This window comes from Thermorudis peleae, from assembly GCF_000744775.1.
Lineage (GTDB): Bacteria > Chloroflexota > Chloroflexia > Thermomicrobiales > Thermomicrobiaceae > Thermorudis > Thermorudis peleae.
Genome location: NZ_JQMP01000003.1, coordinates 684,918 through 710,775, shown reverse-complemented (window position 1 = coordinate 710,775; position 25,858 = coordinate 684,918). Strand labels below are relative to the sequence as shown.

The following is a 25,858-nucleotide window of genomic DNA, read 5'->3' as shown; positions in this document are numbered from 1 at the left end:
CGGGCCGATTGGATCACTTGGAGCATCCATGGAACAACCGGTTCTCTGCGCTGAGCACCTGACGAAACGCTACGGTCAGCGCTTCGCTGTGCAGGATGTCACATTCACGTTGCGCGCTGGTGAGCTTGTTGGCCTACTTGGCCCGAATGGTGCTGGAAAAACGACGACGCTGTCGATGCTGGCGGGACTTGTTCAGCCGACGAGCGGTGAAATTCGGCTCTTTGGCCAGAAGCTTGATACCCCAGCTGGGCAGGTAGCACTTCGCCGCGTGGGGATTATGCCTGAAGCAGCTGTCTTCTATCCATACTTAAGCGGAGAAGACAACCTCGCCGTCCTCGCCCGTACGTATAACGTTGACCCGCGCGTCATCCCGAGTCTTTGTGAGCGTGTTGGGCTGAGCGAACACAGCCGTCGGCCAGCCAAAAGCTACTCCCAAGGCATGCGGCAAATGCTCTCGCTTGCTAGCGCACTGCTTGGCGACCCCGACATCCTGCTCCTCGATGAGCCAACAAACGGGCTGGATCCGCTGGGCCAACAGCGGATCCACGCCTTGCTCAAAGAACTGGTCGAAAACGGCAAGACCATTCTCCTCTCGAGTCACCTCCTGCCGGATGTTGAGACGCTCTGTGACCGGGTCATCATCATCGCACGTGGTCGTGTTGTCGCAGATGGGCCGCTATCAGCGTTGCTCCAGCACACAAGCTGTATCCGGTTACGAACCACGGATGATCATCGCGCGCGAGCCCTCTTGACGAGCCCAGGGCGTCCAGCGTGGATTGCCGGCATCGAGGAGCGTGAGAATGCTTTCGTTATCTACGCAGATCCAGCTCATGCCGGTGAGCTGAGCGCCATGCTCGCGAAGCAGGATATCTACCCTGTGGAATTGGTGCCTCAGCGTGAGAGCCTGCGTGATATCTTCGCTGAGCTGGTTGGGGCTTCCTCCACACAAACAGAGGAGCATGTCGCATGAGCGGCTTATTGGCCGCAGAGCTTTATAAACTTAGCCGCCGCCCAATGACCTGGATTGCGCTTGGCATTATCCTCTTCCTTTTCGTTGCCGTTCGCATCCTGTTGTTTGTCGCAACCTCAGCTACGTCGCCCCAAGGTACGGGGGATGCAACACCCGGAGTCTCCATCCAGGTATCACAGAGCGATCAAAACGCTACGACATCCCTGCAGGATGTCGTGAAAGAAGCGGTCACCTTACCTGGTGGCTTGAGCGATGGGATCAATTTCCTCAGTGGGCTCGGCATTTTCGCTTTAGTCGTTGTTGCTGCGAGCATGACGGGAAATGAATTTAGCTGGGGCACAATTGGTCTACTGGCTAGCCGTGGAACAGCACGCTGGAAAATTGCTACGGCAAAACTCCTCGGGCTTATGATGATTACCATCCTTTGGCTCATCGTCATTTTTCTAGCCGCAGTTGTGTTGTCAGCTATCGGTTCGGCCATCTATCATCAAGCTACTCTGGGCAGTTGGCTAACCGGTCGATTTGTCCTCACCGTCCTCCTCAGTCTTGGCCGCGCATTCTTGGCACTCTTGCCGTATGTCACCGCTACCGTTGCAATTGGCCTTCTCCTGCGGTCATCGGCAGTCACGATGGGCTGTGTCTTAGGCTATCTCTTCGCTGAGCAAATTGCAGTACCAGTTATCAGTCAAGTCTTGCCCGCGACACACGGGTTCCTCCACCGCTTGCTTACGCTCGTCCAAGAAGTCCTGATCGGCGGCAATGCATCAGTCATGCGCACGCTTAACACGCAACAGCTAGCTAGCAGCACCCAACTCCTGGCGAGTAGTACCACTGAACACCTGCATCCATACCGGGCAGCTGGCATCCTCATCGCTTACACCCTCTTCTTCTGCATTCTCGCGATCCTCGCGTTGCAAAAACGGGATCTTGCTCCACGAGCCTCAGCCAGCTAAATCCAGGGGGATATTTTCCGAGCGCGGGCGACAAGGTGGTGCTCGACCGGGAGCGTACCAGCAGGAACACAGTGGCAAGCCAAGGCATGCAGCGATAACAGCCCGGCTCCCCGATAAGACAGATTCAAGGGGAGAGGAGCTAACCAATTCAAATCGCGGGTTCCACAACGTCACACAACGAAGCAAACAAGCAACGAAGTGAACACGGCCGATGGGCCAGGTGCGTTGCGCTGCAGTATTGTCGCGTGCAGCGCTCTCACGCTTCCACCGGCACTAAAACAAACCCGCTACCAGCATTGACAGCGCACGGTAGCGGGTTAATGGGATGATTCTTACGGTACAGAACGAATCAGGAGCCGACGCGGCGGGCGGTATAGAAGCGCGGCCCCCAGTAACCATCCCACATGTCGCTAATTGTCACTCCAGTACTTTCATTTTCGGCATGAATGAACTTGCCGTTCCCAATGTAAATCCCTGCGTGGGAGAGGCCCCATTGGTACGTATTCTGGAAGAAGACGAGATCGCCTGGCTGCAAGTTCTTTGGATCAACATACACACCACTCACTGCCTGGGAGAAGATGCTGCGTGGGAATCCACCTCCCAGCACCTTGTTTACCACATAGTAGACAAATCCAGAGCAGTCAAACCCAGCCGGCGTCGTGCCCCCCCAAACATATGGAGCACCAAGATACTTCATTGCAGTAGCCACAATCGCCTGGCCTACGTTCGAGGCAGCTGGAGCAGCCGACGCGCCCGCCTGTGCAGTATTGGCAGCGGCAGGCTGCGCTTGCGGCTGTGATGGCTGCTTGTCGGTTGGCTTGAGATAAGCGCCGTTGACCCAGCCTTTCACACCTTGATAGTCAACTTGCCACCACGCATTCCCTTGATCATCCGTCTTTGGTCCACCAAGGACTGCCATCACCGCACCTTCTGGTGCAACTGTTACGATGCTCGCTGAGTACCCTGCACCAGAGCGCACATTGACGCCCTGACCATCAGTGTTGGCGACCTCAGCATTGCCTCCGGCGTGAAGGGTTGGGCCAGCTTGCTGCACTTGGGCAACGGTTCCCTGGCTCTGCTTAACTACCAGGAAGGCGGCTGATGCATAGCCGGTCTGCCCGCTGTAACTCAGCTGCGCCCAAGCATTCCCATCGCCATCTTGCACTGTATCGCCAACAACACGAGCAGTTGCGCCTTCGGGCATGATCGTCAGCACAGTCGATGAAAGGCTTGGCTTGTCACGCAACCGGAGGCCTGTCCCATCAGTCCCATAGATAGCAACGGTATCGCCCTTAGCTGGCAATGCCCGAACAAGGTAGGTGCTGATAATCCATCCGGAAACCTGGTCACTTTGCACCTTATACCACTTCGATCCATCACCAGCTGCCACAGGGCCATCGATGACCAGGACACGAGCGCCTTCTGGGAGGGTGCCAAGCTTGTCCGCGTCCGTGCCTGGCTTCGCGCGCACATTCACCCCATCGCCGTTGGTTTGACTCACAGTTCCAACGGCACCAGGAACTGGTGTGTTCTCGGCGAAAACTGGAGTAGTACTAGCCAGCAGTACGAGCGTGAGGAGCGAGAACGTCCACGTCGACCGGCGCACTAATCTCGCCAACCCCAATGCTCTCCCCTTCCCGTCGTCCTGTACCCGTCCCCCATCCTAAGAGCTGCACTGTGGCAGGCAACAGGAACCCACCTACATGCAGCCGCGCAGGAGCTTTCTCCCCACTACCTTCCTGCGCTCACACGCAGACTAGCACGCTTTTCCCCATCTGTCAACCACCGACCCTTTAGGAAACGCGTCCCGATCGAAACAAGGCCGTTGGTGGGCACTTGCACGGGACCATATGCCCAATACACGCGTTTACCACTGTACCCGCACTGGAAGCCCGCGAGCAGCAAGATACTGCTTTGCTTCCGCAATTGTGTGCTGGCGGAAGTGAAACAGCGAAGCTGCAAGCACGGCCTGTGCGCCACCTAGAGCGATCGCCTGATAGAGATCTTCAAGACTCCCCGCCCCACCAGAGGCAATGACCGGAATGGAAACGGCTTTCGTTACCGCCTGCAGTAAGGCAAGGTCATATCCACGCTTTGTCCCATCGGCATCCATGCTCGTCAGCAGAATCTCTCCAGCCCCTAACTGCGCCCCGCGCCGTGCCCATTCGACAGCATCGAATCCAGTTGGTCGACGTCCACCGTGCGTGTAAACTTCCCACCCACCGTCCTTGCGGCGACGGGCATCAATGGCAAGGACAACGCATTGACTACCAAAACGGGCTGCGCACCGCTCAATCAACGTTGGGTCAGCAACCGCTGCGCTGTTGACACTTACCTTGTCTGCTCCAGCCCGAAGCAGACGATACATGTCATCTTCTGTGCGCACGCCGCCGCCAACCGTCAGGGGGATGAACACTTCCCGGGCAGTACGCCGCACGACGTCAACCATCGTCTCTCGGTTGTCGCTCGTGGCAGTAATGTCGAGGAAGACGAGTTCATCGGCTCCCTCAGCATCATAGCGTGCAGCAAGTTCAACCGGATCACCTGCATCACGAAGATCGACAAACTGGACGCCTTTGACAACGCGTCCGTCCGTCACATCAAGGCAAGGGATAACACGGTATTTCAACATCCTTAGCTAGTCCTGTACCGCTTTTTCTTTCTCAGCTTGTTTACGTGCCTCAAGCACCGCATCGAGCTCTTGCTGGGCCTGTTCAAGGCGCAGTCGAGCACGCTGTTCGTGAAGACGCCAGAGTTCGCTCCGGAGTTGACGGTCGATTTCCCGAAGTTCTTCGAGCCGAAGCTCAAACAGATCGAGACGATAGGCAAGATTGCGATCTTCAGCGCCCAACGCTTCGAGCTGGGCCAGAAGGTAAGCATGACGTTGCTCAGCGAGCGCGCTTACATCGCGCAGATGAGCTTCAAGCTGCTGGCGCAACTCCTCAAGCCGCTCGCTCACGAGCGTATGACGCTCAAGAGCGCGTTCCTCAACTTGAGGAATACGCTGGCGTATCTGCTCGATTTGCCCCGCAAGCTCTTCGATTTGCGGGTCGAATCCCTTGATTGACTCAGCAACTTCCTCAATACGTGCTTGCGCCACCTGTTGGCGCGCATGCAACTCTTTCAATTCTTGTTGGATCTTCTCAATTCCTTGCATGCCTTCAGCAACGCGGCGACGAGCTTCCTGGTCAACAATCCGTATGTTGTCCTGTGTCCGAGCAACTTCACGATCAATCCGCTGGACTTCAGCCGAGAGGGTGTCGAGCGCCGTCCGCACCGACTGACTGATGGCATGGAGCCGCTCGATATGACCAGAGAGATGATCGATCAGGACACGGAGTTCGTCGTACCGGCGGGTATCTTGGCCTGCCTCATCGCGTTGCCGACGTAGCGCCTCGGCAAGTTCAGCAACATGGGCTTGCAGAGCACGCACTGGTCGTGTTGCCTCATCAAGTCGTGTTGCAAGCTCAACCAGCTGTTGGCGCATGCGAGCATCTTCCAGTTGGCGAGCTTGCGCCGCTTGGCCGATATCCCGGCGAACTTGCTCGAGCCCTTGACGTACCTCAGCAAGCTCTGCATCACTCGCGGTCTGCTTCTCTTCAAGTCGAAGCTGACGACTCGCCAGCTCGCGCAAGAGCTGACGCAACTCATCGAGCTGAGTCTGCAATGCATAATGCTTCAGCTCTTCACGCTGCCGCCGATCGTCATCACGCGGCATGCTCGTGAGCCGATCACGCCGATCTGAGGTCGTCACAGCGCCTCCGCTTCTTCCTGCTCCGTCCCTCGCTGAGGTTCGATGACCCAGTCTGTCGGAGACTGTAAGACAATGGTGCCATCATAGATGGCTCGGCCGACAATGGCCCCTTCCACCCCAGGAATGGTGGCCAAACGCTCAAGATCTTGCCGGGTGGCAATCCCGCCGGAGGCGATGACCTGAACACCAGTATGAGCAAGAGCCATAATGCCATCAACATCAGGGCCGCTTAGCATACCGTCTCGGGCAGTATCGGTATAGATGACGTGTCGAACGCCAAACTCGCGTAGCTGGCTGACGAATTCCAGCGCAGTTACAGCACGCTCTTCAAGCCAACCGCGGACAACAACGGAGCCATTCCGCGCATCAACGCTAACGAGAATGCGCTCTGGGCCCCATCGCTCGAGTGCTGCTTGAAGCAGCGCTGGTTGGTCGAGTGCAGCCGTGCCAAGAATCGCTCGTGCGACCCCGACAGCAAACGCAGCTTCGAGGTCTGCCATGGTTCGCAGACCGCCGCCAACCTGAACAGGGCAATCCACACAAGCGATCATCGCGCGAATGAGGTCCAACTGCATAGGGCGACCAGCAATCGCACCATCAAGATCGACAACATGCAGCAGTGGCGCACCGCACTCCGCCCAGTGCCGAGCCACGTCGACAGGATCATCGCCATAGACTCGTTCGCGAGCAAAATCCCCCTGGACTAAGCGCACGCATCTGCCTGCGCGGAGATCAATGGCTGGAATGATAATCATGTCCGTACCCCAAGCTGCGTTGGCGATGCATGCCGTTGCACAATCAAGACAAAGTTTTCAAGCAGGCGTAATCCCCAACGTCCACTCTTCTCAGGATGGAATTGCGTCCCCATGACCATACCACGAGCAAGGACACTCGGGAACGTGACGCCATAGTCGGTGGTACCTGCAATCCACGAGGCGTCGACAGGATCAACATAGTACGAATGGACAAAGTAGAAGTCGGCTTCATCGGGAATACCGGCAAAGATCGGGTGATCCTGCCGTTGCTTAACTGTGTTCCATCCCATATGAGGAATCACTTGTTCCCTTGGCAACTGCCGGACAACACCGGGGACGATACCCAGGCACTGGTGCTCGCCACCCTCATAGCTTCGCTCGAGCAACACTTGCAGCCCCATGCAGATCCCAAGGTAAGGCTTGCCCTGCTGAATGCTGTCACACAATACGGGCACGAGCCCAAGCGATGTCAGATGGTGCATTGTGTCGGCTGCCGCACCGACGCCAGGGACAATGACCCCGTCTGCTTTGGCAATCGTTTGCGCATCATGCGTTACCGTCACTGATGCACCAATGCGTTCCAGCGCATTGACAACACTTGCGAGGTTGCCTGCACCGTAATCAACAACAGCAATCATCTCACACTATCCAATGCTATTGGGCTCGTCGAGAGCCTGTAGCGTAGCAACGACGCTTGCGGCCAACGCAGCGAGATTGTACCCGCCTTCAAGCACGAGCACGAGCCTCCCAGCGCACAGTGTATCCGCCCAACGACGGACACGAGCTGCCATGGCGGCAAATCCTTGTTCCGTCACACGCATATCAGCAAGCGGGTCCTGCCAATGGGCATCATACCCTGCAGACACAAGGAGCAACTCGGGACGATAGTCAAGCAACCGCGGTTCAATCGTTTCATCAAAGAGCGCGAGATAGCGGGCATCCCCTGTTCCTGGCAGCAGTGGCAGGTTCAGCGTGAATCCAAGTCCCTCTCCACGCCCCGTCTCGCTGGCACGTCCAGTACCGGGGTAAAGCGGCCATTGGTGGAGCGAGATGAACAGCACACGATCGGTATCGTAAAAGGCTGCTTGCGTGCCATTACCGTGATGCACATCCCAGTCGAGAATCGCCACGCGTTGAAGCCTGTAGGCATGCAGGGCATGCCAGGCTGCAATAGCGATGTTGTTAAACAAGCAGAACCCCATCCCACGTCCTGGTTCGGCATGATGCCCAGGAGGGCGAACGAAGGCAAAGACACGCGGTGCTTGCCCAGCCATTACTGCATCGACTGCCTGAACCGCAGCCCCAGCAGCTAAGAGCGCAACTGGATAGGAAACTGGACAGACGACCGTATCCGCATCAAGCCAGCCGCCGCCAAGGAGCGCGAGACGCTCGACCATGGAGACATACTCAGGCCGGTGAATCGCTGTCACCAACTCAAGCGAGGCAGGTTGTGGCTCCCACACCGGCCGGTCTGCGAGCATGCCAGCCTGTTGCAGTCCCTGACGGATTGCTATAAGGCGGGAAGGCGATTCAGGATGATCGCCGGTTTCGTGTCGAAGAAAATCGTCAGAGAGGATAAGCGCTGTGCGGTCAGTCATCGTGCGGATCCTGCTGGTGTTGGGCAGCAGCGAGCACTGCTAACATTTCCTGGTGAATCTGGCCGTTCGACGCAACACACACAAGGTCACCAAGACGGTAGGGTTCTCCTGCTTCGTTCGTAACCATCCCACCGGCTTCGCGGACAAGCAGCACGCCAGCTGCTGTATCCCAGGGAGATAGCTCGCGCTCCCAAAACCCGTCAAAGCGGCCAGCAGCGACGTAGCATAAGTCAATGGCTGCTGTCCCATCGCGGCGAATTGCTCGCGCTACATCGATGAAATGAACAAAATCACGAACTGCTTGCCGGCGGCGCTCAGCATCATACGGGAACCCGGTTGCGAGAAGAGACCGGCGAAGGACATGTTCAGTTGAGACATAGAGTCGTTGGCCGTTCAAGTAGGCACCATGCCCTCGCTCGGCAACAAAGAGTTCATCGAGCATCGGTTGATAGACGACGCCAATGTATGGCTCACCTTCGCAAAGCCAAGCAATCGAGACAGCAAACATCGGATATCCATGAGCAAAATTCGTCGTCCCGTCGAGAGGATCAACAACCCATGTATATGGTGCGCGCAACACCTCAGCAGATGTTGGCTGCTCCTCACTTAAGATGGCATGTTCAGGAAATTCTTCGCGGATACGATGAAGAATGAGCCGTTCACTCGCGAGATCGACATCGGTGACGAGGTTAATCTCACCCTTATAGCGGATCGCCTGCACATGCCCGAGCCGTTCACGCAGTAATCGGCCGGCTTCCAATGCAAGCTCAATCGCCAAACTTCGCGGTGAAACAACCACACATGGTCCTTCCATTAGGCTGCTGTAACCGCGGTGCGTGTCACCAGCGGGAGATCAGCTTGCACATCAAGATCAAGCCCAGCAGTAATGCCTCGACGGTAGAGGAAGTATCCGGCCCCAGCAATCATGGCAGCATTGTCAGTACAGAGGATCGGTGGCGGATACCGGACGGGCACAGTCACTGCTGCCCGCAACCGTTCGCGAAGCAGGGCATTGGCCGCCACCCCACCGGCTAACAGGACCATCGCGACACCGTAATCCTGTGCGGCTCGTGCCGTTTTTTCCACCAAGACATCAACAATCGCTTCCTGATATTCGGCTGCGAGGTCCGCAACTGGGAGGCCAGGCAGATACTCCGGTGGCTGATATTCTGGGAACGGCTGCTGAGCCGTCGGCTTGCGGCTCGGACGCGCGGCGCTCGGCTTGCGGTACTGCTCGACAGATCGCAGGAGGGCTGTTTTCAGCCCGCTAAAGCTAAAGTCGTAGCGGTCACCAAGCCATGCGCGTGGCAGCGGGTAGCGCCCTGGTCGCCCCTCGGCTGCAGCCCGCTGAATCGCCGGACCGCCGGGGAACCCCAAGCCAAGTACGCGAGCCCCCTTATCAAAAGCTTCGCCCACTGCATCATCAAGGGTGCGCCCAAGCAAGGTGTATTCTCCGTGATTACGCATCAGGACAAGCTCAGTATGTCCGCCAGAAACGATCAGGCAAAGTGCAGGGAACACTGGAGGTTCGACTTCGGGCTGACCGGGCAACGTGAGCCAGTTGGCGTAGATATGTCCTTCAAGATGGTTCACCGGAATGAGCGGCTTTTCCCAGACATAGGCAAGCGTCTTCGCCACGTTGACACCTACGAGCAGCGAGCCAGCGAGACCCGGTCCATACGTCACCGCTACGGCATCGATAGCCGCTGGCTCGAGCTCAGCCTGTTCGAAGGCGAGTTGGAGCGTTGGAATAATCGTCGTAATATGACGGCGAGAAGCCAATTCTGGCACAACGCCACCATAGCGCTGGTGCAACTCGACCTGTGAACGGATAACGTTCGAGAGTACCCATCGCCCATCACGAACGATGGCAACCGAGGTCTCGTCACACGACGTTTCAATGCCGAGGATGTTCATGGCACTTGCTCCAGGACAGCGATCCGTTCAGTGGACAGCCGGCTCATCAACTGTTCACGCAAGGCGAGCAACGTTGCACGATAAGCAGGATCGCGAAGAGAGGGGGACGTCATAATATAGGCATCTTCACCATTATCGCTGTAGTAGTGACGGCGAAGCCCTTGTCGCGTCAATCCATACTTCTCGTACAGTCGCTGAGCAGTCACGTTGGAAACACGGACTTCCAACGTCACAAATTCAGCATTACGGCGTACAGCCTCACTAACGAGGGTCAGGAATAACACTTCCCCTAACCCTAGTCCCCGGTGTTCCGGCGCTACCGCAATCGTTGTGACATGCGCCTCACCGTAGATGATCCACATCCCTGCGAAACCGACAATCGGTTGAGTCGTTGGGCGCGACGGCCGCAGGAGCCGTGGTAAAAGAGCGAGTGGGCCTCGCGGTTCTGCTTCCGGTTCCGCGAATGACACATCCCCTGTCACGTGACGCAAGACGATATAGAAGTTCCGTTCAGGCTCGCGCAGCTCGCGGTAATACGCTGACTGCGGCCATGGATTGGTAAAACACCGCCGTTCCAACTCTGAGACGGCTGGGACATCATCACTTTGCATGGGAGCAAGGATGTAGGTGCGTTCCTGCGGTACCTCTTCCGGTACAGGGCTCTGGGCGGGAACTTTCACGCTTGTTGCTCCACATTCCAGCCACTTAGTAGCTCTCTGGTAATTCTACTGAAGGAATCGGCTCGCTACCGCCTGCATGGACGTAAATCGGCTCAAGTGTTTCCAAGGGATCATGCTCTGCCCGTTGCCAGCGCTGAAAAGCAAGCTCAGCAAGCCAAGCGGGCCGCAGCGTTCGCTGGCTCGAGGGCGGCAGGACAACCCGCGGATTCTTGGCAAGCGTCTCAGCATCGCTGGGCTCGAGCGTGCCAACCAAGACCGTTAGCTCAGTTAGGTCTTCTGCAAGCTGCTCGCCACGCACTGTCCGCAGCCAACTTGCACGGACCCAGGCCTGCCCTTGACGGCGATAGTCAGTGTAGACATAGCGTCGCCGGCCAGCCGGGACAAATGCGCGAATGGGACGTCGATAGGCAGTAAACGGGTACGCGAGCGCATCGAGAGTCATGATACCGATTAAGGGGAGATGAAGGCTGTAGCAGAGTGCTTTGGCCACGCTTAAGCCAACACGTAGACCGTTGAAGCCGCCCGGCCCAATTGATACTGCCACTGCACCAAGTTGTCGCACTGTCCGTTGGTTAATACGGAGCAGGTGGTCAATTTCCGCAAGCAAGGTCGCCGTCTGATTACGCCCGGCTTGCCACGTGATTTCGCTGAGCCAGTGCCCATCATAGAGTGCGATTCCAGCTTGTTCTGTTGCAGTGTCAATCGCTAGCAGTGGTTGAGCGCCGCCGTCCACCAGCTACCTCCTGTCGCACCTGGTCGACCAGCCGCTGGTAACGCTGGCCGTTGGGATAAAACATCAACCGCCGCTTTGTCTCGGCGATGAACTCTAGCCGAATAAGTAGATGATCATCGAAGAGATCCGTTGAGGCGTGCTCAGGCCACTCAATAACCACAATCCCTTGGGGATCGGCTAAATAATCCTCAATGCCGAATGTGAGTAACTCGCTTGGCTTCTCCAAGCGATAGAGATCAATGTGGTAGAGCCGCACTGGGCGTCCATCAGGTAATAAACCAGCATGCTCCATCGCGAGGATAAACGTGGGACTTTGCACATAGTCGCCAACCTTCAGGCCACGGGCAATGCCCTGCACCAGCGTCGTCTTACCACTGCCCAGTGAACCACTAAGCAGATAGAGATCACCAGGTTCAGCAAAACGCGCCAGATGCGTCCCCAGACGGCGCGTCTGATCAGGACTATGGCTAATCAGGTCGAGAGCAGGCATTCGTTCCATGCTCAACTCACTCTCTCGGCACTATGCCGCAAGTGGAGGACGATAACTGTGCCATGGCTTGGCACGCTCAAACGCACGCGCCACACGCAGCACGGTGAGATCATCACGCCATCGGCCAACAATCTGTAGACCGACCGGTAGTCCATCAGCGGTAAACCCGCAGGGTACCGAGGCGGCAGGCTGCCCCGTGAAATTAAACGGATAAGTGAATGGTGTCCAATGCAAGAAGGTTGTCGGCTGCCCAGCAATATGCCCTGGATGATCAGCGCCGGCTTCAAAGGCTGCGACTGGCGTCGTTGGCGAAAGTAGGATGTCGTAGGGCTCTGTCAAGCGGCGAAGGCGATCAGCATAGGCAGAGCGTTCTGCATATGCCACAGCAAGGTCAACGCCAGAGAAGCGCTGCGCATGATCAATCAGGCGCACGATACCAGGATCAAGGAGCGCGCGATCCTCAGGAGGCCGATTGTGCACTGCAGCGGCCATTGCTGTTGACCAGATTACCTCCAAGACCTCGTAAGGATCTTCTAGCGGCTGCGGCGCTGTCTCGACACTGATGCCAAGATCGGCGAGGAGACGGACAGCATCTTCGACAATGCGCAGGACTTCTGGATCAACCGGCAACGGTCCAATGCGCGGCACCCATAATGCCCGCAACCCAGCAACGCTTCCCTCGAGCGAAGCAAGATAATCAATTCCCGTTGCATTTAGCGAATTCCGATCACGTGGGTCAGGACCAGCCATGACGTTGAGCAACAACGCAGCATCTGCAACCGTCCGCGCCATTGGTCCAACATGAGCAAGGGATTCTACAGCACTTGGCGGGTAGTAGGGCACAAGGCCAAATGACGGCTTTACGCCAACGACCCCGCAAAATGACGCGGGAATACGTACTGAGCCAGCCCCATCAGTCCCTTGAGCCAATGGGCCTAATCCCGCAGCAAGCGCTGCCGCTGCGCCACCGCTTGAACCGCCCGCTGTCTTACCGGGTTTCCATGGATTCTGCGTTGAGCCAATGAGACGGTTCGTTGAATCACCCTTCCAGCCTAATTCTGGGGTGTTCGTCTTCCCAAGGAGAATTGCTCCAGCAGCCAGCACTCGTTCAACGACTGGTGCATCCTCCTCTGGAATCCAGTCTTTCCAGAGGAGCGAACCGCGGGTCGTTCGGATGCCCTTGGTTGGTGTGACATCCTTAATCGAGATAGGAATACCAAGTAATGGTGGTGTCGTATGGCCCGTCGCATACGCCACTTCTGCGCGTTGTGCCTGCTTGAGAGCAAGGTCAGCTGTCACGGTAATGAACGCCTTGAGGCGAGGATTGACCTGATCAATCCGTTCCAGCACCGCCCGCGTGACTTCAACCGGCGAGAGGGACCGGCGCTGATACTCTTGCCGCAGCTCAAGCGCTGAGAGATAGAAAAGATCATCAGCCATCTCGCACTCCGTTCTATCAGCTTCTGCTCCCCTGCGCATGCTAGCACGATTCAGGCTGACGAGAAGTGGCTGTACCCGCGAGCAATCACCGGTTCAACACGGCCGAGGACGTTACGAACGAACAGCTGCGGTTCTTCTTCACCACACGGGATCACTTCACCAATACGATACGGCGGCCGCAAGCCAGCCCGAGCAAAAACCGTGCAGACGCGCTCAAAGATTGGCGGCGGAGCAGTAAAGAGCAATTCATAGTCCTCACCAGTGCGCAGCGCGACGTCCTGCCAGTCATCGAATGCCCACTTCACCGCGTTCGGAATTGGAATCGCGAAGAGATCAACAACAGCCGACACATGGCTTTGCTGGCACATCTTAGGCAAATCGCCAAACAAGCCGTCGCTGATATCCATAGCCGCACGGACACCACACCGGCGCAAGAGTAACCCTTCGCGCACTCGGGGACAGGGACGGTTATACGCCTCTTGCATGACCGGCGAACCATCGAGCAGGCGTAAATCGCGCTCATAAACCCGCAAGCCAGCGGCAGCTAAGCCAAGCGGACCGGTGACGCCGATCCAGTCACCCGGCTGAGCAGCACTGCGCGTTAGCAGTCCTTGCGGATCATTCGGGCCATCACCAATGACTGTCACCGTGATGGTAACAGCCTGAGGTGACGACGAGAGATCACCCCCAACAATCTCAACACGAAAACGGTCAGCAAGGCGGCGCATCCCGCGGTAAAACGCCATGATCTCCTGATCGCGTTCACTGCCACGCAGCCCAAGCGCAACAAGCGCCAACCAGGGGCGCGCTCCCATCGCAGCAAGATCACTGAGATTCACAGCGAGCGCCTTATGCCCAAGGGATTCCCAGTCAGTCCAGTCCAAACGAAAGTGGACACGTTCCACAAGCGTATCAGAAGAGACAACTAGCCATCGATGTGGTCGCGGCTCCCACACAGCTGCATCGTCGCCAATACCAAGCTTGAGTCGCAAGGACGGCTGAGGACGTTCAGCAACCCGGGCAATCTGTTCAAGAAGTGCGAATTCCCCAATGTCACGTAACGGGCGCCCGCCTAACGACATGCGTGTCGCTCCTCCCCTGATCTCTGTCGCACGCACTTGTTCCACGCACATAGCGCAGCCTGATAGACACCAAAGGTCTCGCGTGCCGTCCGTTCCCAGGTAAACTGGGCGGCCCGTACGATACCTCGAGCAGCGAGATCGGCACGTAGTGACGGGGCCGTCGCTAACTGCCACAGCCCTTGCGCGATTGCCTCGATATCATACGGATCAACGAGATACGCAGCATCACCCGCAACTTCAGCCATGGCCGTCCCAGCTGATGTTAGGACTGGCGTGCCACATGCCATTGCCTCAAGTACTGGCAACCCAAAGCCTTCATAGATTGAGGGATAGACAAAGACCGTTGCGGCACTATACCACAGCGGCAACTCTTCCGCTGGCACATAGCCAACAGCGCGAACTGCCGAATGCAACCCTAACGCTTGCAGGTGTTGAAAGATTTCCGAGTCCTGCCATCCGCGCGCTCCAACAAGGACAAGAGGCCAGCCAAGCTTGGTAGCGATCTGCGCAAAAGCCTTGATGAGGCGAACAAGATTTTTGCGTGGTTGCAATGTGCCAACATAGAGGAAGAAGTGCTCGGGCAGCGCAAAACGCTCACGCAAGGCAGCCAGCGCCACAGGATCACGAACAGGCTGAAAACGCGAATCTACGCCATTCGGCACAACAACGACGCGGCTCGGATGCAGCCGAAAACGCGCGAGCAATGCCTGGCGTGTCTGCTCAGAAACAGCAATCACCCGGGTAGCCTGGTGCACGGAAAGAGCAGTAAAGATCGTCAGATAGGAGCGTTTGATGGCAGGATACGTCGCCGGTTCAATCAAGAATGCGAGATCATGCACAGTCACCACTGATGGCTGTGGACTAAGCAGCGGCAGAACGTTAACCGGAGCATGAAGGATATCGACGTGGTCTCGGCGTGTCTGTAGCGGCGCAACAGCTTGCTCCCATACAATCCGGACCGGCGGCGTATGAGTGGGCAATGGTGTTACCCGTACTGTCACATGATCAGAAAAGTTCTGCGGAGCACGTCGCCATGTGTCAGCACTGGTGTAGAGCACCAGCTGCAGCGTAGGGTCAACGTGCGGGAGGGTTCGCACAAGAGCCTCAATATAGCGGCTCACTCCCGCCTGGCGATATCCGGGGCGAAAGCTCAGCAGATGGCCGAGCAAGCCTACCCGCACGCCACCTCCTCTCGTGCCCGATTGTAACGATTTATTCCCTTCTATCGCAGGGACACCAGCTGCCGACTATACTTGCAGCTATTGTGAGTATCGGGCAGGATGTTGCGGTGAATGGAGGCACACCGAGAACACATGCATGACACAATCAATACCCAGGAAATCCTTGAGCAATTTGCCGTCTTCTACCCCTTCCAGTTCGACCCATTTCAAGTCGAAGCAATTGAAGCATTCTTGCAGGGCGACTCCGTGATGGTCGCTGCCCCGACAGGTACGGGCAAGACCGTTGTTGCGGAATTCGGCGTTTATGAATCATTCCGGCGTGGCAGTCGCGTGATGTACACCACGCCGATTAAAGCCCTCAGTAACCAGAAGTTCCGTGACCTCCGTGCCATCTACGGCAACAATGTTGGCCTGCTCACGGGAGATGTGACAGAAAACCCCGACGCTATGATCTTGGTCATGACGACCGAGGTCTTGCGCAACATGATGCTCCAGACACCATGGGAACTCGACAATGTCGAGTGCATCATCTTCGATGAAATTCACTACCTCGCCGATCCTGAACGCGGCACAACCTGGGAAGAAGCAATCATCCTCTGCCCGGAGCACATTCAGCTCATCTGCCTTTCTGCTACGGTTTCCAATGCGCAAGAGATTGCTGATTGGATCAGCCGCACACACCGGCCAATTCGCCTCATTGTGCACAATGAGCGGGCAGTTCCGCTTGCACTCTACTATTATTACGACAAGAAGCTTCGTCTCGTGATTGACCACCACGGTCATCAGGTGGCTGACTATTCCCACCTTGGAGGCGAAATCCGTCGTCAGATAGCACGTGGCGGGCTCACCCTTGAGCTCCGTCGAGAAGCGGAAGAGGCTGAGCCGCCACCCTGGGAGATTGTCCAAGCACTTGCCGCAGAGGACATGCTGCCAGCCATTTACTTCCTCTTTAGCCGCCGCGACTGCGAAGACTACGCCCAGCGGCTTGCGATGATGCGCGTGCGGCTCGTCCGCGACGACGCAACACGGGAACAGATTGAGCAGACTATCAGCCACTTCCTGACACGATTGCGTCCAGAAGACCAAGAACTTACTCAAGTTCAGACGATTTTGGACCTCGCACGCCAAGGTATTGGCTTTCATCATGCTGGACTCTTGCCAATCTTGAAGCAACTCGTCGAGGTTCTCTTCAGCCAAGGATTAATGAAGGTTGTCTTCGCGACCGACACGCTCGCACTGGGTGTGAACATGCCAGCGCGCACGGTCGTTATCGGCCGGATGACGAAGTGGGATGGGCGTCGTCGCCGGCTCCTCACCCCAAACGAATTTCAGCAGATGGCTGGACGAGCTGGCCGACGCGGCATGGATGAACGCGGCAATGTCGTCGTTCCATATAGCCCCTGGATTAGCTTCAAAGATATGCTGGCAGTCGCAACTGGTGAACTCGAGCCGGTACGCAGCGCCTTTACGGTACGCTACAACACGGTCCTGAACCTCTGGGATCCACCTCATGGGGATCGTGTTCGCCATCTCCTGCTCGAAAGCCTCGCACAGTACCAGGCAGCGCAACGGGTACGTCAGCTGGAAGACGATATTGTGGCGGTTGGGCAACAAATCGAGGCTGTACCACGTGGCTGTTTGCTTGGTCTCGACGGCGATGAATTGCTCTACGAGTACCGTAATCTCGTTGCCTCAGTCAACGCACTGCGCAGCCGTGAGCGACGACTTACCCAAGAACGGAAAGCACTTGAACTCGAACTGGATGAGCGTCCGTGGACCGAGCCTGGCCGGCCGCTCCTCCGTCGTGCACTCAAGACATTAGCTCCCGGAACCCCACTGCACACCCGAGACTATGGTTGGACGATCTTCCTTGGTCGCGGCAGTGGTAGCGGGATCGCCCTTGTGTTAACGCGTAATCACGCGGTTGCCGAATTAACGGAGTATCGCCAGATCGACTATCTCCCAAGCGGCATTGAGCCATTGCCTGTGCCAGAACCATTGCAGCAACTTGGGCAAGCCTATGCTGATGTTCGTGAGCTCGTTCCAGAGGCAGAACTTCAGCAATTGTGGGAGATGCTCCAACAGCGTAATTTGCCCGACCTTGACGATGCCCTTGCAGCACACCGCGCAGCACTGGAAGCTCGATATGCGCACCAACGCAGACGTATCGAGGAGCAACTTCACGAGACGCGTTCTGAGCTCACCACGCTCATGCGTGCACGGCATCAACATCCATGCCATCAGTGCCCGCGTCGGAAGGAACACCAGGGCTATCTTATGACAATCGCAAGCCTTGAGCGGCATCGCGCAGAACTCGAGCGACAGCTTAGCCAAGAGCTCGCGAATGAGGAGCGGCGGGTTCGTGAACTGATTCGCGGGATTCGCAAAGTGCTCGAGCACTTCGATTATCTCCACCGGGGATACCCAACAGCCAAGGCCGACACGCTTGCCGAAGTTTTCGATACGAACGGGCTAATTATCTGCGAAATGATTGATCGTGACTTCTTCCGGAACCTTGACGCGGCTGACACTGCTGAAGTGCTTTCGTGGTTCGCCTTTGATCGCGATGCCCGCTTTGCTAACAGTTTTGTCCTGCCGAGCCGCCTCGTTTTACTCCGCCGGCGTCTTGAAGGACTCGAGCAGGAGATTTTTGAACTCGAGCGCCGGAATGGTCTCTTTCTTTCAACGGGGCATAGTGCGGGCTTCTACGGCGCCATGCGGGCATGGTGCCATGGCCAAACAATGGCGCAGATCCTCGAGCAGATTGAGCTGAGTGAAGGCGACCTGGTTATGACGTTTAACAAGACCCTGGATTTAATGCGCCAAGTCCGTGAGATGCTCGCTCGCGTCATGCCTGAGCATCCACTGCGCACAACGCTGGAAGAGGCTGAAGCACTTGTCCGGCGTGATATCGTGGAACAATCACTGCTCATTGGGTTGCTGCCAATGACCGAGCAATCAAATGAAGCGAATTAAGCAGCATTCATAAGCAACTGAGCCCAGGAAGCAAGAAATTGGTCGCGATTTGGCCCCACGCTCACTGGCCGTTCAAAGACGTGCTCAACCGCTGACAACAGTGGTGGGAGCACTTCAGCGAACTGCACGGACCGGCCAAGCTCACGAGCGAGTGAAGTCACGCCGCGACCTCGAATGCCACAGGGAATCATGTAGGTAAAGTAGCGCAAATCCGGATCCACATTGAGTGCCGTGCCGTGATAGGTTACCCCATGATGCACCGCAATACCAAGCGCGGCAATCTTGGCATCACCAACCCAAACGCCAGGATATGCTGGGTCAATATGGCCCGTAATGCCAAAGGCAGCGATCGTCTCAATCACCACGCGCTCAAGACGCTCAACAAAGCGCCGAACGCGTCGTTCCTCGGGACCGAGTGCCATGATGAAGTACAGAACAAGTTGCCCCGGCCCGTGAAACGTAATATCGCCACCACGATCAACGGTGACACAAACAGCCCCGAGCCGTTGAAGGGCCTGCGCATCGAGCAGGAGATTGTCCCAACTTCCACCTTTGCCGATGGTATACGTGGGAGGATGTTCCACGAGTAAGAGCAGGTCAGACACGTCCCCACGACGTCGCGCCGCAGCAAGCGCACGTTGCAGTTGCCAGCATGGGAGATACGGCATGTGTCCGAGGTGAACAACGGTAATCGGTGTGACGTCGCTCTGCATGCTTGCTTGTCGCATCGCCTAATCGCTGCTCGTGCAACACTCCAGCGCTAACGTACGGCTCCAGCTGACGACTGCGCCATTCGAGCGCGATACGACTCGACCTGCTCGGCTGCTCGATACGACGAACGGACAAGCGGCCCTGATTCAACGTGACCGAAACCGAGCTGATAGCCGATATCACGCAACTCAGCGAATTCCTCAAGGGTGTAGTAACGATCAAGCGGATAATGCCGCGGTGTCGGTGGAAGATACTGACCAATCGTCAAGATGCCAACATCGCATGCTCGGAGATCACGCATAACCTCAACGAGTTCCTCTTTTGTCTCACCCATGCCAACGATCAATCCAGACTTGGTGATGATGGCAGGATTCATGCGCTTTACCTGACGGAACAGTTCGAGGCTAACCTCATAGTTATCCCACGGCTGGACACGACGATAGAGCCGCGGAACAGTCTCAATATTGTGTGCAATGACATCCGGACCGGCCTCAACAACCTCGCGCAGCGCATCCCAGTTACCTTGGAAGTCAGGGATGAGCACTTCAATACCACAGTCGGGAATGCGTTGACGAATCTGCCGAATGGTCTCGGCGAAGATATGCGCTCCGCCATCAGGAAGGTCATCGCGGTCAACCGAGGTAATAACCGCGAAATGCAAACCCATTGCTTCGACAGCCTCTGCAACGCGCCGCGGTTCGTCTGGGTCAAGCGTGCTGCTGCGTGCCCACTTGACATTGCAGAATCGACAGGCACGCGTACAGTGATCACCGAGGATCATGAGCGTTGCGGTCCGCTGATTCCAGCACTCATAGATATTCGGACAACGCGCTTCCTCACAGACTGTATGGAGTGCGCGTCCATGGACAATCCGCTTGAGATCCAGATAATCCTCTCCATACTGCCGATTGATCTTGAACCACTCGGGCTTACGCTGCAGAAGAATCGGCTGAATCACGCGCGCCATTGAGACCGCTACCCTTTCTCATCCTAGCCGGGCTGCATCGGATGACTACTCTGCTCCTATTGAACCACGTGAGCCTGGAATCTCTTCCCACCATCTCACTGCTCTGGAGGCAAAGCATCTTCCGCCGTCAGGCCGATGCCGTGGGCAACCGTCCCCATCGCGCTGAAAAACCCTAACACACCAAGAGCTTCCACTAGTTGCGCATCGGTTACTCCAAGACGGCGGAGACGAGCAGTATGAATCCGGACGCCGAAGGCGTTATGCGTCAAGATCACTGCAGCCCAGGCTAGCCACTCTTTGAGTACTGCATCAAGCTCGCCGGTGTCCATCACTTGTCCGCGAAACGTGACAAGTGCATCCAACACGGTCGGATTCTGAGCAACGGATTGATAGATAGCAGGAACGGTGCCGGAACCAAAAGTTCTGGCAATCCGCTCAAACGCTTGTTGTACCGTTACGTTGGCCTCCGCAGGTGTAACCGGCGGGATGTTGCGCCCCTTGTCTGCCATTAGGCCACTCCATTCTCAGTCTCATCCTGATTCGTAAGGGTAAGCACCATCATCTGATGCTCGATATGGGCCATAAAGAACCGACGGCCAACGGGTACGAACCCAAGCTTCCGATAGAACTCCAACGCATGCGTCTGCGCATTCAGCGTGACATAGCGGGCACCCTGCTGACGGCTCCAGTCGATGAGAAAGACCATGATTGCACGGCCAACCCCTAGCTGGCGATATGGCTTTCGTACTGCCACCCATGCGATCTGTGCCTCATCACCGAACAGCGTGACCCGCCCTGTTCCAACCGGGACCCCATCGACCGCCGCGAGAACATTGAGACTAAATCGATCATCAGGATCGTCACGCACAAAACGCGTTAACTGCTGTTCACGATGGAAAACTTCATCACGGATTGCATAGACAGCTTCGAGGTCCGTTGTCGTTGTTACAGGAGCAACATGAATACGATGGGGGTGCGCCGCTTCCTCAAGTGCTGTCATACCAGCGCTCCTGTTCGAAGGCGATGAAAGGCTGTTTCTATCCGTGCCTGCTGTTCAGCAAGCCATGCCCGCCACGTTTGCACGTGCTCACGGGCACGGGCAAGGGCCGCCGCGACATGTGATGGGCCAGTGCCCCCAGGAATTTCGCGAGCCAGAACCGCGTCTCGCGCCGTCAGGGGAGGACGAGACGTTACGAGCACGGGATGGAACTGCGCCCATTCACCCGGTTCAAGCGTCGCGAAGGTTTTCCCATGTTCAATGCAATACGCAACAAGTCGCCCAACAATGGCATGGGCCTCACGGAACGGAATGCCACAACGGACAAGGTGGTCAGCCAAGTCGGTCGCTACAGTAAAGCTCTCCTCAGCGGCTTGAGCCATACGTTCACGGTTGATCGTCAGTGTCCGAAGCGCAGGGGGGAGGACAGCGAGAATAAGCTGAACAGTGTCAACGGCATCAAAGACACCTTCTTTGTCTTCTTGTAGATCCTTGTTATAGGCCAGTGGTAAGCCCTTCAGCACGGTGAGCATTGATTGAAGATGGCCAAAAACCCGGCCGGTCTTTGCGCGAATCAGCTCAGCGACATCCGGATTCTTTTTCTGGGGCATGATACTGCTGCCGGTTGCAAAGGCATCAGCAAACTCGATGAAGCCGAACTCAGCCGTCGACCAGAGCACAAGTTCATCGGCAAGCCGGGAGAGGTGGACGAGGATTATGCTGAGATCAGCTAAGAACTCAACGGCGAAATCACGGTCAGCGACGGCATCGAGGCTGTTCTCGCAAATACCATCCATCGCCAAGAGGGTTGCAACATACTCACGATCGATAGGATACGTTACACCCGCAAGAGCCCCAGCACCGAGAGGAGAGCGATTGACCCGCGCATACAACTCCCGAAGACGATCTGCATCCCGTAGCAACATTACGACGTAAGCATGGAAGTGATGGCTCAGGAGAATCGGCTGGGCACGCTGGAGATGGGTATAGCCCGGAACAATCGTCTCGCGCTCGCGCTCTGCAAGGTCAAGAAGCGCCTCACAGACATCGGCAAGCCCGCGCCCAAGCGCCAGGATCGCGTCGCGGATCCACAGACGAAAATCGAGCGCCACTTGATCGTTCCGACTCCTCGCAGTGTGCAGCCGACCAGCGACTGGACCGAGGAGTTCATGCAGACGCCGTTCAACGCTCAGGTGAATATCCTCATCGGCAAGCCGAAACTCAAACGTTCCCGCCTCAATTTCTGCTAAGACCTGCCGAAGGCCATCCACAATAGCAAGCGCATCGTCACGGGAGACAATGCCCCGCCGTGCGAGCATGGCAACATGAGCAACCGAACCGAGAATATCGTGCACCGCAAGACGCTGATCAAACGGCAAGGACGCATTAAGCTGATCAACCAGTGCATCAGTTGAGGCGTGAAAGCGCCCACCCCAGAGCTTTGTTGAACCGCGTTCCATTCCCACCACCGAACGATACTACCGCCAGTTAGCCGCGTTGTGCGGAAACCGATGCCGCATCCGCGACTTTCTCCTCAAGCGGCACACCAAGAGCATCGACCAGAACGACGTGATGCAGGACAGGGGCGAAAGACTGTTGGCCATCGTAATACAGCACAGTCTCCAGTGCCGCAATTGCAACTTCAAGCATTGAACGATCTGGCTCAGCGGTCGTCAAGCGCTGCAACGCCATGCTTGGCCAGGTCAACCAGCGCACAACCCGGTGATGGTACTGCGATGCTGTCCACTTAATGAACTCATACGCGAGAGCGGCAATCACCGGAACGAGGGCAATCCGAGATACAACACGCCAGAATAATGGGGGGCGGCCAAGGAGAGCAAAGACTAGCACGGCAATCAGCATCACAATTAACAAAAAGCCCGTTCCGCAGCGCGGATGTAACAGGCTGAACGGTCGCACGTTGTCCGGCTCAAGTGGCACGTGTGCTTCATAGGCATGGATTGTTTTATGTTCCGCACCGTGATAGCGAAAGACGCGACGAACGTCAGGGGTGCGCGCAATAAGCACAAGGTAGAGCAGCAAAATGCCAAGTCGGATTATTCCCTCGATGAGGTTACTTACGAGCGCACTGGAAATCCAGCGGTCAACCAGGCTGACCAACCCAAGCGGCAGGAGGAAGAAGAGCGCAAGCGAAAATGCCAGTGAGATAGCAACAGTACCCCATAGCCAGGGGCGAATATTCTCTCCTTGACTGCTTGTCTCGGCAGCACCCTGACCAAGCTCAGCACGGGCAAGAGCCTGGGCCGAGAAGACAAGGGCTCGAATGCCAAGGACAAGCGTATCCCACAGCACAAAGACGCCACGTACCAACGGCAAGCGCCGCACACGCAACTGCCAGTGGCTGAGCGCAATTGGCTCATACCAGACAGCAATCGTGTCAGAAGGCAGTCGAACCGCCACTGCCATGCCTCGCCGGCCGCGCATCATGACCCCTTCTAGCACGGCCTGGCCGCCATATGCCCACTGTTCTGCCATGGCTTCTGCCCTCTGTCCTCACGCCGCCTTTGGGCTGATTCTACCAGACCGCTCCGGTTGCTCATTGTCGCACGTGACGCAAGCATGTTACGCTACAGACAAAGTACTGGACGGCGACCTGTGGAGAGGCAAAGGGTGCTATGCTCCAAGTTGAGCCATTGATCTTTGAGCTCAGCAAGCCAGGACGTCGGGGCGTTTCGGTTCCTGAGTGCGATGTGCCAGAACAGGAGATCCCTTCTGAACTCTGCCGAGAGCAACTCCCCCTCCCCGAAGTGAGCGAAATCGACGTCGTCCGACACTTCACCCGGTTATCGCAGTTCAATCACGCGGTCGATATTAATTTTTATCCACTTGGCTCATGCACCATGAAGTACAACCCCAAGATCAATGAGGTGTTGGCACGACTCCCAGGATTTGCTGCGATTCATCCCTTGCAAGACCCACGGACAGTTCAAGGTATCCTGGCCTTGATGTATCGGCTCCAGAACTATCTTGCCGAGATTGCAGGCTTTGACGCTGTTTCCCTCCAGCCTGCCGCTGGAGCACATGGTGAGTTGACCGGCATCCTGATTGCGCGCGCCTATTTCGATAGCATCGGCGATCACGGCCGCACAACGGTCCTCATTCCTGATTCCGCTCACGGCACAAACCCCGCTACTGCAGCAATGGCCGGTTACAAAGTCGTTGAGGTGAAGTCAGACGCACGCGGCAATGTCGACCTTGATGAGCTACGCCGCCTTGCGGGGCCGGACACGGCCGCACTGATGATCACGAATCCTAACACGCTCGGTTTATGGGATGAGCATATTGACGAGATCGTTGCCATCATCCACGGCGTTGGTGGGCTCGTCTACAACGACGGTGCCAATTTCAATGCCCTGCTGGGTATTGCAAAGCCCGGCGAACTTGGCGTCGACATTATGCACTTTAACCTGCACAAGACCTTTTCGACACCCCATGGCGGTGGTGGTCCAGGCTCAGGCGCCGTTGGCGTGAAGGCCCATCTTGCCAAATTCCTGCCTGGGCCAATCGTCGTGCGCCATGAGGGCAGTGACCCAGAATACACATGGGAGTGGCCAGCTGCTTCAATCGGCAAGATTCATGGGTTCCACGGCAATGTTGGCATGCACGTACGAGCCTATACCTACATCCGTATGAATGGCGCTGACGGTCTACGGCAGGTGAGCGAAGACGCGGTCCTCGCCGCCAACTATCTCATGGCACGACTCCGCGAACGTTATGACGTTGCCTACGACCGGCCATGCATGCACGAGTTTGTCCTTTCAGCTACCCGACAGAAGCAACATGGCGTGCGGGCGATGGATATCGCGAAGCGACTGCTTGACTTCGGCCTGCATCCACCGACCGTCTATTTCCCGCTGATCGTCCCTGAAGCACTCATGATCGAGCCGACAGAAACCGAAAGCCTCGAAACACTCAACGCGTTCGTTGATGCCATGCTGCAGATTGCTGACGAGGCCGAGCACAATCCAGAACTTGTCCAGCACGCGCCGCATCGCACGTTTTACAAGCGCCTCGACGAAGTACGTGCTAACCGAGAGCTGAACCTGCGATGGGAGCCACAGACTCGCGAGGCGGTTGCCGCATCATCCTAGGTCGACCAGTAGCTCGTCAACCGATGTCACAACCTGGTACAGTTACGATTGGTCGGAAAATGAAGGAAAGGAAGTGCGATGGCGGGGAAAGTTACTGCACAACAGTTGATCGAGGGATTAAACAAAGATCTTGCTGGCGAACTGCAGGCTATCACGATGTACATCCACTATGCTGCGTCATGCACCGGTCTCGATCGGCTTGAGCTCGCCGAGTTTTTCGAGAAAGAGATTCAGGACGAATTGCGGCACGCGCTCTTCCTTGCCAACAAGATTGTCGCCCTTGGCGGTACACCAACCGATGAAGCATTGCCTGTCCCCAAGGCGCAGACGAATCAGGAGATGGTAGAGCGCGTTCTTCAAGCCGAGGTCGAGACAATCCAGCGCTATGTTGAGCGCATGAAGCAAGCAGAGGACTTCGGCGATTACGGCCTTTCGAATGATATCCAAGAAATCATCTCTGACGAGACACGACACAAGGAAGAGGCCGAAAAGCTCCTTCGCGGAGCCTAACCGTTATCCTATGCAAAATCCCCCGGGAGGCG

The 25,858-nt window shown here is 56.6% G+C and carries 25 protein-coding genes; 5 read left to right on the top strand and 20 right to left on the bottom strand.

Going from position 1 to position 25,858, the window contains the following annotated elements; translation table 11 throughout:
- The first annotated feature begins 28 nt into the window (after nt 1-28).
- Together N675_RS06305 and N675_RS06300 are read left to right on the top strand one after the other, a co-directional pair.
- On the top strand, nt 29-970 hold the full coding sequence (locus tag N675_RS06305) for an ABC transporter ATP-binding protein (protein WP_038038593.1): 942 nt from the start codon (nt 29-31) through the stop codon (nt 968-970).
- Nucleotides 967-1,923 carry an ABC transporter permease subunit gene (locus N675_RS06300; protein WP_038038592.1) on the top strand — a complete coding sequence of 319 codons (957 nt, stop codon included), beginning with the start codon at nt 967-969 and terminating at the stop codon, nt 1,921-1,923. The genes N675_RS06305 and N675_RS06300 overlap by 4 nt, the downstream gene beginning before the upstream one ends.
- A 349-nt stretch (nt 1,924-2,272) precedes the next feature.
- On the opposite strand, the gene N675_RS06295 is transcribed toward N675_RS06300, so the two are convergent.
- The 14 genes from N675_RS06295 to N675_RS06230 all read right to left on the bottom strand — a co-directional run bounded on the left by N675_RS06295 (nt 2,273) and on the right by N675_RS06230 (nt 15,553).
- Nucleotides 2,273-3,547 (bottom strand): C40 family peptidase, encoded by a 1,275-nt coding sequence (locus tag N675_RS06295; protein WP_081886902.1) that lies wholly within the window; start codon nt 3,545-3,547, stop codon nt 2,273-2,275.
- Nucleotides 3,548-3,790: 243 nt separating this feature from the next.
- Nucleotides 3,791-4,555: an imidazole glycerol phosphate synthase subunit HisF gene (gene hisF / locus N675_RS06290; RefSeq protein WP_038038590.1), complete on the bottom strand. Its 765-nt coding sequence runs from the start codon at nt 4,553-4,555 to the stop codon at nt 3,791-3,793.
- Nucleotides 4,556-4,561: 6 nt separating this feature from the next.
- Nucleotides 4,562-5,677, bottom strand: coding sequence for a coiled-coil domain-containing protein (locus N675_RS06285; RefSeq protein ID WP_231577952.1), 1,116 nt, complete (start codon nt 5,675-5,677; stop codon nt 4,562-4,564).
- Nucleotides 5,674-6,432: a 1-(5-phosphoribosyl)-5-[(5-phosphoribosylamino)methylideneamino]imidazole-4-carboxamide isomerase gene (gene hisA, locus N675_RS06280; protein WP_051914319.1), complete on the bottom strand. Its 759-nt coding sequence runs from the start codon at nt 6,430-6,432 to the stop codon at nt 5,674-5,676. The genes N675_RS06285 and hisA overlap by 4 nt, the downstream gene beginning before the upstream one ends.
- Nucleotides 6,429-7,070, bottom strand: a complete 642-nt coding sequence (gene hisH / locus N675_RS06275) for an imidazole glycerol phosphate synthase subunit HisH (RefSeq protein WP_038038589.1) — start codon at nt 7,068-7,070, stop codon at nt 6,429-6,431. The genes hisA and hisH overlap by 4 nt, the downstream gene beginning before the upstream one ends.
- A gap of 6 nt (nt 7,071-7,076) precedes the next feature.
- A complete protein-coding gene (locus N675_RS06270) occupies nt 7,077-8,030 on the bottom strand; it encodes a histone deacetylase family protein (RefSeq protein WP_038038588.1) in 954 nt (317 codons plus the stop codon).
- Entirely contained in the window at nt 8,023-8,829 is an 807-nt protein-coding gene (locus N675_RS06265; RefSeq protein ID WP_231577951.1) for an inositol monophosphatase family protein, read from the bottom strand. Before N675_RS06265 ends, N675_RS06270 begins: the two co-directional genes overlap by 8 nt.
- A 14-nt stretch (nt 8,830-8,843) precedes the next feature.
- Complete coding sequence (gene tsaD / locus N675_RS06260) at nt 8,844-9,947, bottom strand: tRNA (adenosine(37)-N6)-threonylcarbamoyltransferase complex transferase subunit TsaD (protein WP_038038586.1); 1,104 nt, start codon at nt 9,945-9,947, stop codon at nt 8,844-8,846.
- Nucleotides 9,944-10,627 carry a ribosomal protein S18-alanine N-acetyltransferase gene (rimI, locus tag N675_RS06255; RefSeq protein ID WP_051914317.1) on the bottom strand — a complete coding sequence of 228 codons (684 nt, stop codon included), beginning with the start codon at nt 10,625-10,627 and terminating at the stop codon, nt 9,944-9,946. Before rimI ends, tsaD begins: the two co-directional genes overlap by 4 nt.
- 25 nt (nt 10,628-10,652) lie before the next feature.
- The gene (gene tsaB / locus N675_RS06250) at nt 10,653-11,360 is read right to left on the bottom strand and encodes a tRNA (adenosine(37)-N6)-threonylcarbamoyltransferase complex dimerization subunit type 1 TsaB (RefSeq protein WP_051914315.1); all 708 of its coding nucleotides are present in this window, start codon (nt 11,358-11,360) and stop codon (nt 10,653-10,655) included.
- Entirely contained in the window at nt 11,326-11,859 is a 534-nt protein-coding gene (gene tsaE, locus N675_RS06245; protein ID WP_051914313.1) for a tRNA (adenosine(37)-N6)-threonylcarbamoyltransferase complex ATPase subunit type 1 TsaE, read from the bottom strand. The genes tsaB and tsaE overlap by 35 nt, the downstream gene beginning before the upstream one ends.
- A gap of 21 nt (nt 11,860-11,880) precedes the next feature.
- Entirely contained in the window at nt 11,881-13,290 is a 1,410-nt protein-coding gene (locus tag N675_RS06240) for an amidase (RefSeq protein ID WP_038038584.1), read from the bottom strand.
- Nucleotides 13,291-13,340: 50 nt separating this feature from the next.
- Nucleotides 13,341-14,372, bottom strand: a complete 1,032-nt coding sequence (thiL, locus tag N675_RS06235) for a thiamine-phosphate kinase (RefSeq protein WP_038038583.1) — start codon at nt 14,370-14,372, stop codon at nt 13,341-13,343.
- Nucleotides 14,363-15,553, bottom strand: a complete 1,191-nt coding sequence (locus tag N675_RS06230) for a glycosyltransferase family 4 protein (RefSeq protein ID WP_038038582.1) — start codon at nt 15,551-15,553, stop codon at nt 14,363-14,365. The genes thiL and N675_RS06230 overlap by 10 nt, the downstream gene beginning before the upstream one ends.
- A 111-nt stretch (nt 15,554-15,664) precedes the next feature.
- Between N675_RS06230 and N675_RS06225 the strand changes: the two genes are divergently transcribed.
- Nucleotides 15,665-18,529 (top strand): DEAD/DEAH box helicase, encoded by a 2,865-nt coding sequence (locus N675_RS06225; protein ID WP_231577950.1) that lies wholly within the window; start codon nt 15,665-15,667, stop codon nt 18,527-18,529.
- Here the strand turns inward: N675_RS06225 and lipB are convergent.
- From lipB to N675_RS06195, 6 genes are all read right to left on the bottom strand, one after another.
- The gene (gene lipB, locus N675_RS06220) at nt 18,526-19,257 is read right to left on the bottom strand and encodes a lipoyl(octanoyl) transferase LipB (RefSeq protein WP_051914311.1); all 732 of its coding nucleotides are present in this window, start codon (nt 19,255-19,257) and stop codon (nt 18,526-18,528) included. The genes N675_RS06225 and lipB overlap by 4 nt on opposite strands.
- A 32-nt stretch (nt 19,258-19,289) precedes the next feature.
- Entirely contained in the window at nt 19,290-20,207 is a 918-nt protein-coding gene (gene lipA, locus N675_RS06215) for a lipoyl synthase (RefSeq protein ID WP_038038580.1), read from the bottom strand.
- 95 nt (nt 20,208-20,302) lie between these two features.
- Complete coding sequence (locus N675_RS06210) at nt 20,303-20,716, bottom strand: carboxymuconolactone decarboxylase family protein (RefSeq protein ID WP_038038579.1); 414 nt, start codon at nt 20,714-20,716, stop codon at nt 20,303-20,305.
- On the bottom strand, nt 20,716-21,207 hold the full coding sequence (locus N675_RS06205) for a GNAT family N-acetyltransferase (protein WP_051914309.1): 492 nt from the start codon (nt 21,205-21,207) through the stop codon (nt 20,716-20,718). Before N675_RS06205 ends, N675_RS06210 begins: the two co-directional genes overlap by 1 nt.
- Nucleotides 21,204-22,664, bottom strand: a complete 1,461-nt coding sequence (gene argH, locus N675_RS06200) for an argininosuccinate lyase (RefSeq protein WP_038038578.1) — start codon at nt 22,662-22,664, stop codon at nt 21,204-21,206. The genes N675_RS06205 and argH overlap by 4 nt, the downstream gene beginning before the upstream one ends.
- Nucleotides 22,665-22,692: 28 nt before the next feature.
- The gene (locus N675_RS06195; RefSeq protein ID WP_038038576.1) at nt 22,693-23,700 is read right to left on the bottom strand and encodes a DUF1385 domain-containing protein; all 1,008 of its coding nucleotides are present in this window, start codon (nt 23,698-23,700) and stop codon (nt 22,693-22,695) included.
- 140 nt (nt 23,701-23,840) lie between these two features.
- Between N675_RS06195 and gcvPB the strand changes: the two genes are divergently transcribed.
- Together gcvPB and N675_RS06185 are read left to right on the top strand one after the other, a co-directional pair.
- Nucleotides 23,841-25,316 (top strand): aminomethyl-transferring glycine dehydrogenase subunit GcvPB, encoded by a 1,476-nt coding sequence (gene gcvPB, locus N675_RS06190; protein WP_038038575.1) that lies wholly within the window; start codon nt 23,841-23,843, stop codon nt 25,314-25,316.
- Nucleotides 25,317-25,394: 78 nt separating this feature from the next.
- Nucleotides 25,395-25,826, top strand: a complete 432-nt coding sequence (locus tag N675_RS06185; RefSeq protein WP_038038574.1) for a ferritin-like domain-containing protein — start codon at nt 25,395-25,397, stop codon at nt 25,824-25,826.
- The last annotated feature ends 32 nt before the right edge of the window (nt 25,827-25,858 follow it).